Source organism: Paenibacillus glycanilyticus (assembly GCF_030161375.1).
Taxonomy (GTDB): domain Bacteria; phylum Bacillota; class Bacilli; order Paenibacillales; family Paenibacillaceae; genus Pristimantibacillus; species Pristimantibacillus glycanilyticus_B.
In genome coordinates this window covers 74969-88656 of sequence record NZ_BSSQ01000017.1, presented here as the reverse complement: position 1 = coordinate 88656, position 13688 = coordinate 74969, and the positions used below count along the sequence as shown (strand labels likewise).

Here is a 13688-nt window from a genome sequence, read left to right as displayed (position 1 = left end):
TCATTTGTGCCTCGGCGCGCCCCCCACGGCGCCCTACCCGCACAACATTAGGCCCGGCTTTTTTTGCCGAGCTTGTCCAAGTTATCAAGCAAAATGCCCGTCCCTTTAACTACGCAATGCATCGGATCTTCAGCGATGAGAACAGGCACCTTAAGCTCGTCCGCAAGCAGAGCATCCAGCCCGTCCAACAGCGCGCCGCCGCCGGTCAGAATAACGCCCCGATCGATAATATCGGAGGATAATTCAGGCGGTGTGCGCTCCAGCACCATTTTTGCCGACGCAACGATAGACATCACCGGATCCCATAGCGCTTCGCGCACTTCTTCGGAACGGATGGTAATCGTCAAAGGCAGGCCAGACACCATGTCACGGCCCCGGATATCAATCTCTTCATGCCGGCCATTCCCGTATACGGTACCGATCTTGATCTTGATCTCCTCGCTTGTCCGTTCGCCGATCAAGAGACGGTACTTGTCCTTGATGTATTTCATGATCGCGGCGTCGAACTTGTCCCCCGCGACTTTAAGCGAAGAAGAGGTTACGACATCGCCCATCGACAGGACCGCCACATCGGTAGTACCGCCGCCGATATCAACGACCATGTTGCCGCTAGGCTGGAATATGTCCATTCCAGCCCCGATTGCGGCAGCCTTTGGTTCTTCCTCCAGGAATACTTCCTTCGCGCCGCTGCGTTCAGCCGCCTCGCGAATCGCTTTCTGCTCTACCGACGTAATATTGGTAGGTGCGCAGATCAGAATGCGCGGACGGCTGAACCATTTGCGGCCCTCAACACGATCGATAAAAGCCTTAAGCATAATTTCAGTAATCTCGAAATCCGCAATAACGCCATCGCGAAGCGGACGGATGGCAACGATATTGCCCGGCGTACGGCCGACCATTCGATGCGCTTCTTCGCCAACGGCGAGCACCCGTTTCGAATCGCTTTCAATTGCGACTACCGAAGGCTCGTCGAGAACGACGCCCTTCCCTTTTACATGAATGGATACATTGGCTGTACCCAGGTCGATACCGATATCCTTGCTAAACATACGGCTTTAATCCTCCAACGAATAATATGAACATCCCGTCCATAAATAGTTCCCATGACATAGGACATACTGATGTACATTATTCGCCAAAAACGACTAAATTCCTCTTGCTTATGTGCGGAAAAACTCGAAAAATGTTTAGGATTTGCCCGCAGCGAGAACCTCGCGTTTCTTCGTGCTGGTCTTCTTGTATTTAATCTTGGTTGCTTCTCCTCCCCTTAAGTGACGGATCGATTTGTGGTACTCGAGAATGTGCTTCACCTGGTCCGCCAGGTCGGGGTTGATTTCCGGCAAACGCTCGGTCAGATCCTTATGGACCGTACTCTTGGACACGCCGAACTCTTTAGCGATTGTACGCACCGTATGTTTGGTTTCCACGATGCAACGACCTATTTTAATGGTTCGTTCTTTGATGTAATCATGCACGTTCCCGCCTCCCTACTCGAGATAGTTTGGTACAGTATATGAGAGGTCCGGGCATATATTCTTTATGGTCAAGCCTTAAGGATGTGTTTGGCCTAAAAATTTCATAAAAAAACGAAACAGGCAGGGGTTTCCACCCCTGCCTGTGAGACTTAAGTCCTATTTTTCTTCCGTAAGCGATTGGCCTACGATCGAAGCCGGGTTAACCGACTTGCCGTTTTCTTGTACGCTGAAGTGAAGGTGAACGCCGAGGTCTTTCTCAAGGTCATTGCGACCCGCTACCGCGATTTGCGTACCTTGCTTCACATCGTCGCCTTCGGCTACTTGAATGTCGCTAAGGCTTTGGTATACGGTCACGAGACCGTTGCCATGGCTGATCTCAACGATGTTGCCGTTAGTTGGATGTTTCTCTACAAGCGTTACTTTACCGGACAGAGCAGCCATTACGGCAAACGGTTGATCGCTTGGATCCGCAAAGTCTACGCCGAGATGCGGTACAAACGTATTATTGTTCGTTTGAACAACCGCGTTCGCTTTCTCTTCCGCTGTTGCATTGGCATCAAAGAAAGGAAGCACTTCATCCAGCAAATCTTTGTTCGCTACAGGCCATGCCAATTTCTCGCCTTTTCTTCCTGCTTCAAGTGCTTGATCATCCGGCTTCACAGCTTCGTTGCCTACAGTGGTATCTGTTTGCTCGGTTGTCGTAGCTGAAGTTTCTTTGGTGTTGTCCGAACCCTGGTAGATCCACATTAAGGCTACGATGATTGCTGCCGCTACCATGAATGCTGCCGGGGTTACCCATTTCCTCGACAACAGTCTTTTAAAGCCGTTGCTAGACTTTGCGGCAGATACTTCTCCTATACCATTTTTAGGAGAGTCTTGCTTTGGTTTGTTTTGATTTTCATTCATTTGATATCACCTCACTAGCCATTGTTGCCAGAACGTCTAGCTTTATACGTGAGGTGTTACTATTTTTTGAGAAATGATTTTTATAGCTTCGAAGCTTGTTCCACTTTGGTTCCCGTATAGTAGTAGGTTACAATCTGCTCGGCGCTTTTCCCTTCCTCTGCCATGCCGTTTGCTCCCCACTGGCTCATGCCAACGCCATGCCCGTAACCGAAGGTTGTTATGCTAATCTCGTCTTTATCCAGCTTCCAAGTAAACTGAGAGGATGCTAGTCCTAGCTTCTCTCGCACTTCCCTGCCCGTATACGTCTTGCCGTCTATCATTATATCGGCGATCCGCTTGCCTGCCGTCTTGTCTAGCACCCGAATGGCCGGTTTCTTGTTGGTAGCTAGTCCTAGTCTCGCATAAAAATCCGATAACGCAAGCTTCACGGTCTCCTCGTAACGGGGAGAGATTTGTTTATCCCAAGGACTTGCCACGCTGCGCAGATAAGGAAGCTCCTCCTGAAAATATTGCTCCGAGTTCTCCGTATACCCATTGCTGGTTGAGAAAAAGACCGCTTGAATCGGCTCTCCGCTATATGTTATAATCTCGCCTCTCGTCTCGCTGACGGCCTTATCCAGCTTAGCCAAATTGGCTTTCTGTTCGTCCTTGGGCCAAAGCACTTGAAGCTGATCGAGCGAAATATACATCTGATGATCAATCGTATCCGTTACGTCTGCTCGCGACGCCGCCGCTGTCGCCGGCATGCCGCTATGATCATCCAGTTCAAGTCTTCTTACTATATAGGTACGCGCGGCAATCGCTTGGGCTTTGAGCGCTTCAAGCTCGAAGTCGGCGGGCATTTCCCCGGCCAAGACGCCCTTCACGTAATTTTCTAGGCTTACCCGCTCCGTACGTTGTTCCTTCGTCAAATAGACATTAATATAGATCTCCTTGCCATTGCGGTTGCCGTCGCTAGCGCCAGCCCCAGGTTTGGAGGTCCCCGGAGACGGTAAAGGCGCCTGCCCGAACCCGTCGGCAGACGCCTTATTAGTAGACGTTACGCCGCCGCTTTCCCCTTGGAATTGTTGATATTCCGTACTGATTCGCGCGGCACCGGCATTACGGTAGACCGATGTGGCCAGCAGTACAGATATGCTCATCAAGATTCCAATACCGAAGGCAGTCCAGCATACACGTGTTAGCCACCTGCTGCCGGACCTCCTTGCCGCCCGATTCTGTCTGCCTACTGCGTATCTCATAAGTCTCCTTTCCATCTATAGACCGTATTAAGAGAATGGAATCTCTTAAACTAAAGCCTTGATGGATTTATTCTATGAGGCCGTTTAATAGGCTAGAACCTGCGGTTCTGGTTTAAGCTTAAGCGTATATTCTATTATTTTAATCATGGCGAAGCGCATCAACCGGCCGCAAACTTGCCGCTTTATTCGCAGGCAGATAACCAAATACAACGCCTACAAACGCGGAGAAACCGAAGGACAGCAGCATCGTATTCATCGGCACCTCGGTTGGACTCTTCATAACCTGGCCTATGATATAAGAGGCTATGTTGCCTATTAGAATACCGAGAATCCCGCCGAGACCGCTTATGCAAACCGCCTCTACTAGGAACTGGAATAGGATATCCCGCTTCTTGGCGCCGAGCGATTTGCGGATACCGATCTCCCGCGTTCGCTCCGTCACCGAGACGAGCATAATATTCATAATCCCGATCCCGCCGACAACTAGCGATATAGCGGCCACATAAATCAGCTGCCTGTTCATCGTCTCATTAACCGAGTTGAGCGTCTTCATCGCTTCTTCCTGATTCAGTACCCGGTAGGCATTCTCGTTGCCGCGGAATTTCTCGTAAAGCTTCGTTTCCACTTCCGTGACAACGGAACTCATCTGCTTCGTATCCGTTACCTTCATATTAATGGTCGTCACGCCGCTTACCTGGAATACCTTCTGCGCGGTCGAGATCGGAATGAGAATCTTCTCGTCATTGGATCCGGTGAGCGAGCTGCCCTTGGATTCCAGCAAACCAACGATCGTAAATATATAGCCGTTAATCGTAATCTTGCGTCCGACCGCATCTTCGGGATCCACATGTTCATCCTCGAACAAATCTTGCGCCGTCTGCGTACCGATCAACGCTACCTTTGTCTTGTTGGTTATGTCCGGCGAAGCAATATAACGTCCGTCCTGGACGCTGAAGTCCTTCACTTCCTCGTACTCCGGCGTAATCCCTTCGATGCTGACCGATACTTGCGTTCTGCCGTATTTCGCATATCCGGTAGAGCTTGTAATCGGAGCAACGCCGCTTACGTTGTTTAATTCGCCAAGCTTGAGCGCTTCATCAACGGATAAGGACGTCACCGTCCCCCGACCCGTGATGGTAACCGACAAGGAATCCGGACTGCCCAGCGTCGAGACTTGGCTCGCTACTTCGTTGGAGGATGCTTTGCCCATCGAAACAAGCGCGATGACGGTTGCAACCCCGATCAGAATGCCAAGCATCGAAAGGATGGTTCTAAGCTTGTTCGATAAGACGCTCTTGACGGCCATTATGAGGCCCTGCGTAATCTTCATGGCTGTCCCTCCTTTTCTGCTCCGTCAGCACCCCATCTCGTATAATGACCGTACGGCTTGCACGCTGCGCGACTTCCATATCATGCGTAATCAAAACAATCGTCTGACCCGCGCGATTCAGCTCCTCCATCATGCTGAGTACTTCCATGCCTGTCTTGGAATCAAGTGCCCCCGTCGGCTCATCCGCAAGTAGCAGCGGCGGATTCGTCGCCAGTGCCCGCGCAATCGCTACGCGTTGCTGCTGGCCACCCGAGAGTTCATTCTGGCGGTGTCCTACTCTTTCGCCTAGTCCCACGCGCTGCAGTGCCTCCATCGCCCGGGCACGCCGGTCTTTGGTCGACAAACCGCGGTAGATAAGCGGAAGCTCGCAATTTTCAAGCGCCGACAACCGGGGCAGAAGATGGTACCCTTGAAAAATAAAACCGATCTTCTTATTGCGCATCTCCGTAAGCCTGTTGTCGCTTTGCCCGCGAACCTCTTTGCCGTCGAGCTTGTAGCTGCCTTCATTAGGAACATCCAGACAGCCGATGATATTCATCAGCGTCGACTTGCCGGAGCCCGACGGGCCAACAATGGCGAGGAAATCACCATGGTTGACCGTCAGCGATACATTGTGCAGGACCGTCATTTTTTCTCCGGCCATCTTGTAATACTTGACGATATCCTTCATTTCAATCAAAGGTGATTGTTCGTTCATCGGCCGCCACCGCCGCCTGTCGCTGCGCGCGTCGAGGTTCTTACATTACCGCCTCCGCCGCCTGTGAAGCCACCTCCACCAAAGCCGCCTCCGCCGAAGCCTCCGCCGCCGAAACCGCCGAACTGCTGCTGCTGTTGTTGCTGAGTAGCGGAAGAGCCCATGCCTTGCGCGCCTGTTGCGACCGGAACGAGAACCGCGTCGCCTTCCGCAAGACCGGATTTGATCTCCACATAAGTCTCGTTGCTAATCCCAACCGTTACTTCCTTCAGCTGGCCGCCAAGCGTAATGCTTTCTCTCATTTGAGCAGCCATGCCGTTTCTGCCGCCGCCGTTGTTGCCTTGGCCAGTACCGTTGCCCGGTACGTTACCGCCTGGGGCAGCTCCGTCTGGAAGTGCTCCACCTGGGGCAGCGCCGTTACCTGTGTTAGGGGCCGTTCCGCCATTTGGTGCTGTTCCGCTGCCTGCATTTGGAGTTGTGCCGCCTTTATTCGTGCTGTCTGCGGCTGCGACGTTGCGGCCAGTACCTTGACCGCCATTAGCCGTTGTTGTTCCGCCGTTAGCGCCTTGGAAATTGCCTCTTCCTTGAGCGCCGCCGCCGGTTTCGCCAGTGCCGCCTTGGAAACGTCCACCGCCGCCGCCTTGCCAACCGCCCGCAGAAGCCGCTTCATTGCCGTTAGCTCCTTGCGCGCCCTTCGTGCCTTGTGTGCCTTGCGTTCCTTGACCGCGTTGACCGCCTGTTGCTCCGTTTGGCGTTGTACCCGTTCCGTTGCCTGTGCCAGGCACGCGAACATAGGATTTGCCGCCGAATTCAACTACCGCGTTAACCGGTACGAGTATCGCGTCTTTACTTTGTTCCGTTACGATATCCGCTTGACCGGACATTCCCACCATGACGCCATCAATGTCTTTCAGCAACAAACTTACACTATAGGAAGCCGAACCGTTCGAGGATGTACCTTCCTTCGCAATTTCGGATACCGTTGCTTCGATCGTACGGTCCGTAATTGCGCTAAGCGTAATTTGCGCCGTTTGTTTCAGCTTCACATTCGAGATATCTAGCTCGTCGATGCTGGTAACAAACTCAAGATTCGTGTAATCCACGATCTCGGCGATTGTAGTGTTGGCTTGTACCTCGTCGCCTACACTGACATCGCTCGTTGTAACTTCGCCGTCGATCGGAGCGATAACCTGCTTCACTTCTTTTGCCTGATTATCGTAGATATCTTGCAGCTGATCGTTGTAATCGTCAATGGTCGATTCCAGATCCGCAATCTCATCCTTGATGGACTTCGTCATTTGATCTTCGTTTTCGGTGCCGATCGCTTCCTTATATTCCTCTTGCTTATCCGCGATCTGATCTTTCGTTTTTGTAATATTTTTGTTGATCGACTCAATCTGATCATCATAATTATCGTTATCTTCGAAAGTAGCAAGCACTTGCCCTTTCTTCACCTTGTCTCCTTCTTTGAAGGACAAGGTCGCTAGCGTGCCGCTTTTGCCTGCCGTTACCGTCTCTCTGTTGTTCGCCTCAACCGAGCCGGTACCGCTTATCGAGGTTTGAATGTCACCTTTGATCGCCCTGGCCGAAACAGCAAGCGGCGTCTCTGCCGTCGCTTTCTCGTCGCGCATGAAATAGTAATAATACGCGCCACCGCCGGCGGCAGCAAGAATTATGATGATACTAAGCCATAATGTCCACTTCTTCATTGACTGTACTCCACCCTCCATCGGTCATATCTACCGACGAATATATCACGGGAAAATGAACAGAGCATGAACAAGCCTAAGGGACTATTTGGGGCACGGGGGGGTGACGTCCGCACACCTCGAGCGCCAAAGACTAGGTACTCGAACGGATGGGATGAATGAATAGCAGGCAATTTGCCTGCTACAGCTTAGACTGGAGTTCGCGGATGGTGGATGGTGCGAGTAGCAGGCTTTTTGCCTGCTACAGCTTAGACTGGAGTTGGACGTTGGTGGATGGTGCGCGTGCAGCAGGCTTTTTGCCTGCTACAGATTAGACTGGAATCGGCGGATGGTGGATGGTGCGAGTAGCAGGCTTTTTGCCTGCTACAGCTTAGACTGGAGTTGGTGGATGGTGGATGGTGCGCGTGCAGCAGGCTTTTTGCCTGCTACAGCTAAGGCTGAGGTGGGCGTTGGTGGATGGTTCGCGTGCTGCAGGCTTTTTGCCTGCTACAGCCTAGACTGGAGTTGGCGGATGGTGGATGGTGCGAGCAGCAGGCTTTTTGCCTGCTACAGCTTAGACTGGAGTTCGCGGATGGGCGCAGGTTGGCCTGTAGCAGGCAATTTGCCTGCTACAGCTTAGACTGGAGTTCGCGGATGGTGGATGGGGGCATGTAGCAGGCTTTTTGCCTGCTACAGCTTAGACTGGGGTGGGCGGATGGCAGTAAATACACGAGTAGCAGGCTTTTTGCCTGCTAGAGTTCAGCCGAGGTAGGCGGAAGGCTAGTGAATGTGATTACATGCACAAAAAAGCTGCTTCCTCTGACGAGGAAACAGCTTTTTCACCATACTATTTGTTACGCCCAAGTAGGCTGTACTTTCAACACTGCGGCTTCGCGTTTGCGTCCGCCAACTGGCTCAAGTTCTGCTGCGGCAGGTGCTGCTGCAGCAACGACAGCGGCAACCGGAGCTTCCGGTTCAACCCGTCTGATATCTGCACCAAGAGCAGCAAGCTTGCCGGTAATGTCCACATAACCACGGTCCACGTGATAAATGCCGGATACTTCCGTCTCGCCTTCTGCACGAAGACCCAAACAGATCAATGCAGCGCCTGCGCGAAGATCGGTTGCGCATACTTTAGCGCCAACAAGCGGCATGTTGCCGGTTACGAATGCCGAACGGCCTTCGACTTTGATCTGCGCGTTCATTTTGTGGAATTCATCCACATGCATGAAGCGGTTCTCAAATACCGTCTCGGTCACCACCGAGGTACCTTCCGAAGCGAGCAAGAGCGCCATCATTTGCGATTGCATATCGGTCGGGAAGCCCGGGTGAGGAAGTGTTTTCACATCCACCGATTTGAGCGCCTTAGGAGCACGGACACGAATGCCGTTATCCGATTCCATTACTTCTACGCCCATTTCCTGCAGCTTCGAAATAACAGGAGTCAAATGGTCTCCAATCGCGCCTTCTACAAAAACGTCTCCGCCCGTAATTGCCGCAGCAATCATGTACGTGCCTGCTTCCACACGGTCCGGAATGACATTATGCGTAACGCCGTGCATGCGGTCAACGCCTTCGATACGGATCTCGCCCGTGCCGGCGCCGCGCACTTTGGCGCCCATTGCATTCAAGTAGTTAGCCAAATCAACGATCTCCGGCTCTTTTGCCGCATTCTCGATCGTCGTTGTACCTTCCGCCAAAGCGGCGGCCATCATAATATTTTCCGTTGCCCCGACGCTAGCTACATCCAGATAGATCTTAGCCCCTTTAAGACGCGTCTTCGTACTTGCTTCAATGAAGCCGTGTCCAAGCGTGATCTCTGCGCCCATCGCCTCAAAGCCCTTCAGATGCTGGTCAATTGGTCTTGTACCAATCGCGCACCCGCCCGGCAGCGAAATCCGCACCTTACCGATGCGAGCGAGCAAAGGACCCATCACAAGGAAGGAAGCGCGCATCTTGCGGACAAATTCATAAGGAGCCTCAAAGGAGGAAATCGTCCCCGCAGAAATCTGCATCGTTTCATTGTTGTAAGTGATTTTTGCGCCTAACGAAGCCAATACTTTCTGAATGGTCATTACATCGTCGAGGAGGGGAACGTCACAGATGACGCTGTCTCCTTCCGCCGCTAATAAAGAGGCTGCCAATATGGGAAGTACTGCATTTTTTGCACCGCTGACACGGACCGTTCCCGATAGACGCTGGCCTCCGCGGACGATAATTTTGGTCATCTTATAGTTCCCTCCGACGAACTGATTTTCTCCGTAAATAGTTCCATTATTAGTATAAGAAAATGACAAATTCATGCTTTATCCAACCTTCATCTTATCATTCATTTACACAAATCGACAAGCGGTAAATTATTACCAGAAGAATCGTCACAAAGCACTAAAAAAACCGCTAAACCGAGCCAAAAGTACCGCCTGCTGTTTGCCGTCTGGCAGCGTCTTCGAGTCGAATTGGGGGCTTTATACAATTGTTCGCAGTCTCGTGTCATTTTCATACCGTCCTGTAGTATCCATTGTTGTCTTTTTTAAAGGTTGTTATTCGACAAAATACTGCAGGAGCTTCGTCCAATTCCAGTAATCCAGTATAAAACTGGCGAAGCCGTGCCCGATCACAACGGCGAGTACAACCTGAAACATCCTCGCCTTCGGGCTGCGCGGAAACTTGAAAAACACGTCAAGCTTGAGTTCCTGGAGGATATACCAGACGAACACAATGCTGAATAAATTGACTACTATTGAGAACAACGCGATTGTGCCCGAGGCCGTCTGCGCGTCATTCACCATTTGATCGATTCCCATCTGTCTTACGTTCCCTTCTACATCAATATGTCTGATCAATGGCTATTGTCTATATACCCGATATAAAATCGTCGTAAACTCTGCGCGGGTAGCTTTTTTACCGGGCTCGTACGCTTGATCTCCCGTGCCGCTGATGACCCCCTTCAGCTTGAGCGCATTCAACATCGGAGCGGCCCAGTGGGCGCGCCCAACATCCTTGAACGGACCCGCAACAGGCGGGATCGGCAGCACCCCGTCGGCATAACCGATCAGCATGGCCATCTCCGCTCTGGTTACCGGCTGCTCCGGACGGAACGTTCCATCCGGAAATCCTTTGATCCACCCTTCCTGGACCGCTTTGGCTATCGCGCCGTAAGCCCAATGGTCGTAATCCAGATCCTTGAACCGGATATCGGACGGCATGCCAAAAACAATCGGCTTATACGCTTTAATCGCCATCGCTACCGCTTCCGCACGGGTGATGGGGCGATCCGGCTCAAAGGTATAAGGTCCGGTGCCGCTAACAACGCCCAGCTTGCTCATCTCTACGACGGCGTCCCGCGACCAATGGCTGCTAATATCCCGAAAGCCGGCTACAAGCGGATCTGCCTTGATTGTGAATCGGTAATATTGCTTGTCAAAAGCGCTGCTTGCCGTCAGCTTTATGTAATACACGCCTGGCTGCATAACTTTGTTCGTTGCCAGAAGGGAGCCGTCCCCTCCGGTCTGCATGGAAAAGACCAGCTTCTGCTTCTTATCGTATGCTTCTAGCTTCATCTTTTTGCCTGCCGGAATATTGAACAATTTCATGTCTACGACACTCGAAGAAGCAAGACGGATCTGAAACCAGTCTACATCGCTTGCGCTGCCGATTACTCCGACATATTCCGGCCCGGAAGTCGTCATGAGCGCTTCGTAATATTTATCGTTTGGTTCGTTAGGATCTGCATATTTCGGAACATAATCCATCTGGAGCGTGTAGGTTCCGACCGTAGGACTTGCTTCCGGCGATATGGCATTGTGAATGCGGATATAATATTTGCCCGGCGAAACCGTCAGTTCCGGCGATTGCTCGGGCATCCCTTCCCGCTCCTCATCGTAGACCGTCAACGATTGTCCGGCCCGCTGAATGGCGAGCGCAGGGTCGATCCGCACCGTATTGGTCGTCACCCGAAGACTAAGCGTCCCGCCTTGCGTGAAGGTGACGGCATACCAATCCCGGTCCGCCGTCTGGTGAAACGAGCCGGTAATCGTCTGCGAATGCGGCTGAAGCGTATACGCCTCGTACGATTTGTCATTAAGCTCATAGCTGTCTGGCGCCATCGCAAAAGACGCCGTCAGCAGATAAGGAAGCTTCTGATCCGTATCGGTATTCATATACCCGATTCTGAAGGTTTGCTTCCCTTTTTTGACCTTAAAATCTACAACCCTGCTCGCAAGTTTGCTGTCGCTTGTCGCTTGCAGCTTGTCTCCGGCATAATGCGATAGTCGAACCGGCGGCATTGCGCCGCCTTCCGGGGCTAGTTCTTCGAAATCAAGCGTAATCGTCCCGTCATAAGGAGTATCTATCGTGAACCAGTCCTCATCGCCCCCGCCCGACAGCATCGCCGTAATCTGTTTGCCAGCCGGAATCGGCTTGGCACTGGTACGGGAGCCGTTTGGTTCATAACGATCGGCCTTGGCCGACATCGTTACCGCCTGATCGATTTGAAGCAGGCCGTAGCCGGATTTGGTGTCAAAACCGGGTGGACCGATATCTTTGGCCGTCTGGCGCAGCAATTCGCGAACTTGATAAGGCTTGAGCGAAGGATAACGGGCCCACACTAATGCGGCTGCTGCCGCAACTTGAGGCGCAGCCATGGACGTCCCTTCCTCCTGCTTGTACTTTCCGCCCATTGCCGTCGTATACACATGCCAAGGTGCGGCAAGATCAATCTCGGAACCGGGATTCGAACGGGGATCCGGCGTATTATCCGCCTTCACGCCGCCAACGCCAAGCACTGTAGGGTAAGCAGCCGGATATTTCACCGCCGATTTGGATCCTTGGATGAGCCCGTCGTTGCCTGCGGCAGCGATAAGCAGAACGCCTTTGCTTTCCGCGTAGTTCACTATGTCCAGCATATAGGGCGAATACCGGTTAAGTCCAACGGATAATACAACGATGCGGGCGCCATGGCGGACTGCGTACAAAATCGCTTCGCCCAAATCGCGTTCCGTTCCGTCGCCATGAGAATCAAGCGCTTTGATCGGCATAAGTTTCGCTTCCCATAAAATCCCGCTTACGCCAAGGCCATTGTTGCCGTCAGCGGCAATAACTCCGGCTACGCTGGTTCCGTGCCCGTTATCGTCGTCGGGCGGTTTGTTTGGATCTACCAGGTTCGTGCCGGGAACGAGATTTTGCTTCAAATCCGGGTGGTCCAGATCAACTCCCGTATCGACAATAGCAATCGTCAGATCCGTCTGCTGGCGCACCGTCTTCCACGCTTCCTGTGCGCCTATCTGCTTCAAGTAGGATTGCTTGGCGAGCTCCGGATCGTCCGCCGCGGATGACTCCGCGGCGAGGACATGCACCCGTTCATTCGGGTGCACGTATAGAACGCCCGGCTCGTTTTGCAGCCGGGCAGCCCAAGCGGCAACGTCCGCCCCGCGGTCAGCGGGCTGGACGAGCCAGATCTCCGCCGCCCCGGTACTTTGGCGGCGGAGCACACGCGTCCCGCGCAGGGCGTGAGCCTGCGCGGGTTCGCGCCATTTGAGGAGCCAGCTATGCGGCTCCTCTTTGGCCCCGGCAGGGGCGGGCGCGGCGGCTGCTTGCGCCGCAGCGGCCCCCGCCGGGGCCGGGCCGGCAGGGGCGGGCGAAGCCGCCCCGCAGGCGAGAATCCCCGCGAGGAGAAGCGCGGGGATGGGTCTTTTCAACAGGCTGCAGAGCTCAACTTTTCTCATCTGATTCTGCCTTTATCGGTATATTTGTCTCCGCTCTCAAATTATACGCATCCATGTACCAAGCGTTTCTCTATGGACCGTTAACCATCTCTATTTATCTCTTATTACCATTCGATTTCCAGCCCTCAATCTCCTGTCTCTAGCAAAAGATAATTCCCTGTAAAAACGCTGATAAATGAATCATCTCGCCATAGGATGATCTGATTCTAGCAACTCTCCCACACCGTGTTCCCGCCGCAGTCCCCACCTTCTACTTCTCTTAAGGTCCCTCAGGGACCTTAACTTCGCAAATCTTCCGCATATCCGCACCATTCACGCAATATACGGACCAATCCGCACTCTCCCCCCCACCGATAAGACCCTCCCAGGGTCTTATCCCACCATTTCCCCCTCCCAACTCACCCAATAAAGGACCCGCAGGGTCTTATTTCTCCCGAATAGCAGCAATACATGCGAAATCACCCTCTCTTTCAATCAATAAGACCCTCCCAGGGTCTTATCCCCACCATTCCCCCTCCTAACTCACCCAATAAAGGACCTCCCAGGGTCTTATCTCCCTCAATCTTCTCAATGATCCTATCAATAACCGCGCGGAGGGTTATACAATCGTGCTCATGCTCACAACCTAACC

10 protein-coding genes are annotated in these 13688 nt (G+C 52.7%); all 10 read right to left on the bottom strand.

Features of this window, described 5'->3' with window-relative positions:
• Positions 1–47: 47 nt before the first annotated feature.
• Complete coding sequence (mreB, locus tag QQK89_RS22475; protein WP_284240923.1) at positions 48–1049, bottom strand: rod shape-determining protein MreB; 1002 nt, start codon at positions 1047–1049, stop codon at positions 48–50.
• A gap of 138 nt (positions 1050–1187) precedes the next feature.
• Positions 1188–1475, bottom strand: a complete 288-nt coding sequence (gene spoIIID, locus QQK89_RS22470; protein WP_042170162.1) for a sporulation transcriptional regulator SpoIIID — start codon at positions 1473–1475, stop codon at positions 1188–1190.
• 156 nt (positions 1476–1631) lie between these two features.
• Positions 1632–2381 carry a M23 family metallopeptidase gene (locus QQK89_RS22465; RefSeq protein WP_284240922.1) on the bottom strand — a complete coding sequence of 250 codons (750 nt, stop codon included), beginning with the start codon at positions 2379–2381 and terminating at the stop codon, positions 1632–1634.
• A gap of 80 nt (positions 2382–2461) precedes the next feature.
• Positions 2462–3523, bottom strand: coding sequence for a stage II sporulation protein D (spoIID, locus tag QQK89_RS22460; protein WP_284240921.1), 1062 nt, complete (start codon positions 3521–3523; stop codon positions 2462–2464).
• 238 nt (positions 3524–3761) lie between these two features.
• Positions 3762–4952 (bottom strand): ABC transporter permease, encoded by a 1191-nt coding sequence (locus QQK89_RS22455; protein WP_284240920.1) that lies wholly within the window; start codon positions 4950–4952, stop codon positions 3762–3764.
• Positions 4894–5649 (bottom strand): ABC transporter ATP-binding protein, encoded by a 756-nt coding sequence (locus tag QQK89_RS22450; protein ID WP_284240919.1) that lies wholly within the window; start codon positions 5647–5649, stop codon positions 4894–4896. The genes QQK89_RS22455 and QQK89_RS22450 overlap by 59 nt, the downstream gene beginning before the upstream one ends.
• The gene (locus tag QQK89_RS22445) at positions 5646–7355 is read right to left on the bottom strand and encodes an efflux RND transporter periplasmic adaptor subunit (RefSeq protein ID WP_284240918.1); all 1710 of its coding nucleotides are present in this window, start codon (positions 7353–7355) and stop codon (positions 5646–5648) included. The genes QQK89_RS22450 and QQK89_RS22445 overlap by 4 nt, the downstream gene beginning before the upstream one ends.
• A gap of 833 nt (positions 7356–8188) precedes the next feature.
• Positions 8189–9562, bottom strand: coding sequence for a UDP-N-acetylglucosamine 1-carboxyvinyltransferase (gene murA, locus QQK89_RS22440; RefSeq protein WP_284240917.1), 1374 nt, complete (start codon positions 9560–9562; stop codon positions 8189–8191).
• 312 nt (positions 9563–9874) lie between these two features.
• Positions 9875–10138, bottom strand: a complete 264-nt coding sequence (locus tag QQK89_RS22435) for a DUF1146 domain-containing protein (protein ID WP_284240916.1) — start codon at positions 10136–10138, stop codon at positions 9875–9877.
• A 42-nt stretch (positions 10139–10180) separates the two neighbouring features.
• A complete protein-coding gene (locus QQK89_RS22430) occupies positions 10181–13057 on the bottom strand; it encodes a S8 family serine peptidase (protein ID WP_284240915.1) in 2877 nt (958 codons plus the stop codon).
• Positions 13058–13688: the final 631 nt, after the last annotated feature.

Coding starts and splice junctions, on each gene's coding strand:
- murA (WP_284240917.1), bottom strand. CDS start 9,562: ATGACCAAAATTATCGTCCGCGGAGGCCAGCGTCTATCGGGAACGGTC.
- QQK89_RS22445 (WP_284240918.1), bottom strand. CDS start 7,355: ATGAAGAAGTGGACATTATGGCTTAGTATCATCATAATTCTTGCTGCC.
- QQK89_RS22450 (WP_284240919.1), bottom strand. CDS start 5,649: ATGAACGAACAATCACCTTTGATTGAAATGAAGGATATCGTCAAGTAT.
- QQK89_RS22455 (WP_284240920.1), bottom strand. CDS start 4,952: ATGAAGATTACGCAGGGCCTCATAATGGCCGTCAAGAGCGTCTTATCG.
- QQK89_RS22465 (WP_284240922.1), bottom strand. CDS start 2,381: ATGAATGAAAATCAAAACAAACCAAAGCAAGACTCTCCTAAAAATGGT.
- mreB (WP_284240923.1), bottom strand. CDS start 1,049: ATGTTTAGCAAGGATATCGGTATCGACCTGGGTACAGCCAATGTATCC.
- spoIID (WP_284240921.1), bottom strand. CDS start 3,523: ATGAGCATATCTGTACTGCTGGCCACATCGGTCTACCGTAATGCCGGT.
- QQK89_RS22435 (WP_284240916.1), bottom strand. CDS start 10,138: ATGGGAATCGATCAAATGGTGAATGACGCGCAGACGGCCTCGGGCACA.
- QQK89_RS22430 (WP_284240915.1), bottom strand. CDS start 13,057: ATGAGAAAAGTTGAGCTCTGCAGCCTGTTGAAAAGACCCATCCCCGCG.